At 36.5% G+C, this 4,506-nt stretch carries 5 protein-coding genes; 3 read left to right on the plus strand and 2 right to left on the minus strand.

What is annotated here, in order from left to right:
- Positions 1–402 (minus strand): VrrA/YqfQ family protein (vrrA, locus tag V7147_RS22240; RefSeq protein ID WP_438824634.1); only part of this gene is annotated, 402 nt, incomplete at its 3' end.
- 314 nt (positions 403–716) lie between these two features.
- On the opposite strand from vrrA, the gene V7147_RS22245 reads away from it, so the two are divergent.
- A complete protein-coding gene (locus V7147_RS22245) occupies positions 717–2,024 on the plus strand; it encodes a DEAD/DEAH box helicase (protein ID WP_335369990.1) in 1,308 nt (435 codons plus the stop codon).
- Between the two features lie 68 nt (positions 2,025–2,092).
- Complete coding sequence (locus V7147_RS22250; RefSeq protein ID WP_335369991.1) at positions 2,093–2,986, plus strand: deoxyribonuclease IV; 894 nt, start codon at positions 2,093–2,095, stop codon at positions 2,984–2,986.
- A 37-nt stretch (positions 2,987–3,023) separates the two neighbouring features.
- On the opposite strand, the gene V7147_RS22255 is transcribed toward V7147_RS22250, so the two are convergent.
- Positions 3,024–3,281: a DUF2624 domain-containing protein gene (locus tag V7147_RS22255; protein ID WP_335369992.1), complete on the minus strand. Its 258-nt coding sequence runs from the start codon at positions 3,279–3,281 to the stop codon at positions 3,024–3,026.
- Between the two features lie 105 nt (positions 3,282–3,386).
- Between V7147_RS22255 and V7147_RS22260 the strand changes: the two genes are divergently transcribed.
- Positions 3,387–4,256, plus strand: a complete 870-nt coding sequence (locus tag V7147_RS22260) for a YitT family protein (protein ID WP_335369993.1) — start codon at positions 3,387–3,389, stop codon at positions 4,254–4,256.
- Positions 4,257–4,506: the final 250 nt, after the last annotated feature.

The raw sequence follows: 4,506 nt of genomic DNA on the forward strand, positions 1-4,506 counted from the left end.
CTCTTCCTTTTTATTGTCTTCTTCCTCTTCTGTATCAGAATTTTTTAAGGCACTGTACATTTTAATCATGGCTGGTATGTTTTTCATTAAAGGTCCATATTGCTGTACCATTGGAACAACAGATTCCGCCATTTTTAAGGTCTTTTGTACATTTCCCATCATTGCACTAAGGTTTGAAGGATTTGCTAAACTTTGTAGTGTACCGGGATTCGCTAAATTTTGTAATGCACCGCGGCCCATTCCTTGTGCAGGGTTAAAAAAGCCAGGCATTCCTCCCATTCCTTGCATTGGGTTCCTTTGCCCCATTCCAGGTATCAATCTTTTTAATAGACCGCTTATTCCGCCGCCTCCTTGTCCNNATGCCTTGCATTCCACCGAACATTCCTGGTGGACGGAAACCATATTGCTGTGGAAACATAGATGGTGGCCTCATCTGCCCCATTGGTCTCATTTGGTTCATTGGTTGTCTTGGAAAAAACATTTACTTATCCTCCTTTCACATTGCTAACGACTAAGTAGAAGAATGAGTATAGGGATAATACCTTGTTTTTAGGATATGCGAAAAGGTAAATGAATGTTTTAGTAAATCGTCAAATGGGCTTGATTGGTTTTTTTTCGTGCTTTCCTATATAATTAATTGTTAGGTTATCAATAATACGAAAGTGGAATAAAACCTTACATTCAAAAATTCATATTTATATAAATGAGGGATCGTTATGTCAGTACAAGATTTTGAACGTTTTAAATTTCAGCCATTTATACTTGAGGCATTAAAGGAGATTAAATTTACAAAGCCAACTGAAATTCAAGAACGACTAATACCAAGTATCCAAAGAGGCGAAAGTGCCATTGGCCAATCGCAAACAGGAACGGGTAAAACCCATGCTTACCTGTTACCTATTATCAATAAGATTGATCCAGAAAGACAAGAGGTTCAGGTGGTTATCACAGCACCAACAAGGGAACTCGCGACGCAAATTCACCAAGAGGTTGGCAAGATCACTACATTTAGTGAGGAAAATCCAATCACATCCAAATTATTTGTTGGTGGGACTGATAAAGTCCGTGCAATTGAAAAACTAAAAACTCAACCGCATATTGTTGTTGGAACCCCCGGAAGAATAAATGATCTGGTGAAGGAACAGGCTCTCCAGGTGTATACTGCCAATCAAATTGTCGTTGATGAAGCAGACTTGATGCTTGATATGGGCTTTATTGAAGATGTTGACCAAATTGCAGCTAGAATGCAGGAAAACCTTCAAATTTTGGTTTTTTCAGCAACGATACCAGAAAAATTAAAGCCCTTTTTAAAAAAATATATGGAAAACCCTCGGTACACCCATGTTGCACCAGAGCAGGCAACAGCAGCAAAGGTCGAACATATTCTTGTTCCCCTAAGACATCGAGATAAGAAAAGTTTTCTAAAGTCAATGCTTGAGGCGTACAATCCATATTTAGCGATTATTTTTACAAATACGAAAAAAATGGCTGATGAAGTCGCTGATGGCCTAATTGAAAAAGGGATGAAGGTAGGAAGAATCCACGGTGACCTTCCACCTCGTGAACGTAAAAAGGTCATGAAACAAATTAATTCACTTGAATTTCAATATGTTGTAGCAACAGATCTAGCTGCAAGAGGAATTGACATTGAAGGCGTCAGCCATGTTATCAATTATGAACTACCGAGTGATCTTGATTTTTATATTCATAGAGTGGGTAGAACTGCAAGAGCGGGATACTCTGGAATTGCTGCAACCATTTATGATCCTTCAGATGAAGACGCAATTGTAAAACTCGAAAAAATGGGCATTACTTTTGTGAATATGGACCTAGAAAAGGATGAGTTGGTGCATATCGGTGAGCGGAACAAACGAAAGGCTCGAAAAAAACAGGTAGATGAAATTGATAAACTTGCGCAAAGCAAGGTGAAAAAACCTAAAAAAGTGAAACCGGGTTATAAGAAAAAAATGAACAGAGAAATGGAAGATTTCAAGAAGCGTCAAAGACGACTGAAAAGAAAATAAGCGAAAATAAGTGAAACTTATGGTAAAATATATGTAAGGGTGTTTAAGGGAGATTGGAGTGTTACAACATGCTTAAATTAGGCTCACATGTTTCGATGAGTGGGAAAAAGATGCTTTTAGCAGCAAGTGAAGAAGCAGTGTCTTATGGTGCGAATACTTTCATGATTTATACTGGTGCACCTCAAAATACAAGACGTAAAAAAATTGAAGACTTAAATATAGAGGCTGGACAAGCCCATATGAAGGAAAATGGGATTGATGAGATTGTAGTCCATGCTCCTTATATTATTAATATCGGCAACACCTCAAATCCAGCTACTTTTGAACTAGGTGTAAATTTCTTACGTTCGGAAATTGAAAGAACCGAAGCACTTGGGGCGAAACAAATTGTCCTTCATCCTGGGGCACATGTAGGTGCTGGTGCTGAAGCGGGAATAAAGAAAATTATTGAGGGTCTAAATGAGGTTCTGACTAGTGACCATAAAGTACAAATTGCATTAGAAACAATGGCTGGAAAAGGGTCTGAGTGTGGAAGATCCTTTGAAGAAATTGCTCAGATTATTGATGGTGTCACACATAATGACAAGCTATCAGTTTGTTTCGATACATGCCATACTCATGATGCTGGATATGATATTGTGAATGATTTTGATGGGGTACTGAATCAATTTGATAAATTGGTTGGTATTGACCGGATTAAAGTTCTTCATATTAATGATAGCAAAAATGAAAGAGGAGCAAGTAAAGACCGTCACGAGAATATTGGATTTGGAAAAATTGGATTTAAGGCAATAAATTATATTGTCCATCATCCATCGCTGGAAAATGTCCCTAAAATTCTTGAAACACCATATGTTGGAGAAGACAAAAACAATAAGAATGCTCCATATAAGTTTGAAATTGAGATGATACGTAAGGAATCATTTGATGAGGGCTTAATAGAAAAGATAATGAATCAATAACAAATTGAAAAAAGCTGTCTCGTGTTGACAGCTTTTTTCAACTTGTAAATTTAATAAACAGCTGGTTTAATTTTCTCGCAACCTCGGGACTTGTTATCTGTGCAATTTCCCTTAATAATTGATTTTTTTCATCTGAATTGAAGATATTCATGTTTTTCTTTTTTCGAATTAGTTTTAACACATTAGTTGCTTGGGCCTTGGTTACTTGTATATCATATGGTTTTCCATACTTTATTAAGTCATCTGGTGTTAAGGTTTTTAATTTTTGGTTAATGATTTGCTGATAGATATTCATAATTTCGATGATCACCTTCCTCACGTTAGTCTATTTCAACACGAAAAGGTGTGTGCATAAAATAAATCAAGAAAAGCCAATCCTTTTTCGAATTGGAGTGATGAGATGAACAGAGTACATAAAAAGGAAAGCGTTTCACATATTATATTTCGTATGATTATGATTATTGTTGGTGCAGCCTTCGCTGCCTCCTCGATTGAACTTTTCTTAATTCCTAATAAAATTATTGATGGTGGAATCATTGGTATTTCGCTAATTGTGGATTATTTAACACCAACTTATATTACATTTGGTTTTCTTGTTGTCATCTTTAACCTGCCATTTATGTATTCAGGGTATAAACAAATCGGTAAGACTTTTATGTGGTCTAGCATATTGGGGATTGTCATGTTAGCCATTATCGAAACCTTACTTCATTATGTACGCCCCTTTGATATTGAACCAATCCTTGCGGCCGTATTTGGAGGACTTCTTCTTGGTACAGGAGTTGGTCTTGTCATACGTAATGGCGGGTCAATGGATGGAACTGAAATTTTATCGATTATTTTAACAAAAAGGCTGCCGTTCTCTGTTGGTGAATTTGTCATGTTTATCAATATCTTTATTTTTGCAATTGCAGGTTTTGTTTTTGGTATTGAGTCAGCGATGTATTCAGTATTAGCCTATTACATTGCCTTTAAAACAATTGATGCAGTTGTAGAAGGGCTAGATGAAACAAAGGCTGCGCTTATCGTTTCTGAGCAATTTAATGACATATCAGATGCCATCTTACATCGTCTTGGCCGTGGAACAACGAAGTTAAAAGGCAGGGGTGGATATACGGATGAAGAAAAGGAAGTTGTCTATGTAGTTGTCACAAGGCTTGAGGTAACGAAACTGAAAGTAATCATTCAAGAAATAGATCCAAATGCCTTTATAACAATCATGGACACCCATGAGGTAAAGGGTGGTCGCTTTAAATCCGCTGTCCATTAAAGGTTAAGATTAACACTTTTTCAAAAAGTTCTGTTAAACAAACAGGTTTTTTTAAAAAGGGTTAATCTTTTTTTGATATCAATTACCTTTACATTATAAAATTCATCCTGTATACTTCATAAAGTATAAATCGTAATGATTCTTAATAAGTTTTAACTTTACTCAGCTCACGGCTGAATAAAGTTAAAGCCTCCGGCGGATGCCACAGATTTTCAACGGAAACTTTTCGAGCTTAGGATCAAAGACTAAG

The sequence above is a fragment of the Bacillus sp. JJ1521 genome (assembly GCF_036965165.1).
GTDB lineage: Bacteria > Bacillota > Bacilli > Bacillales > Bacillaceae_L > Ferdinandcohnia.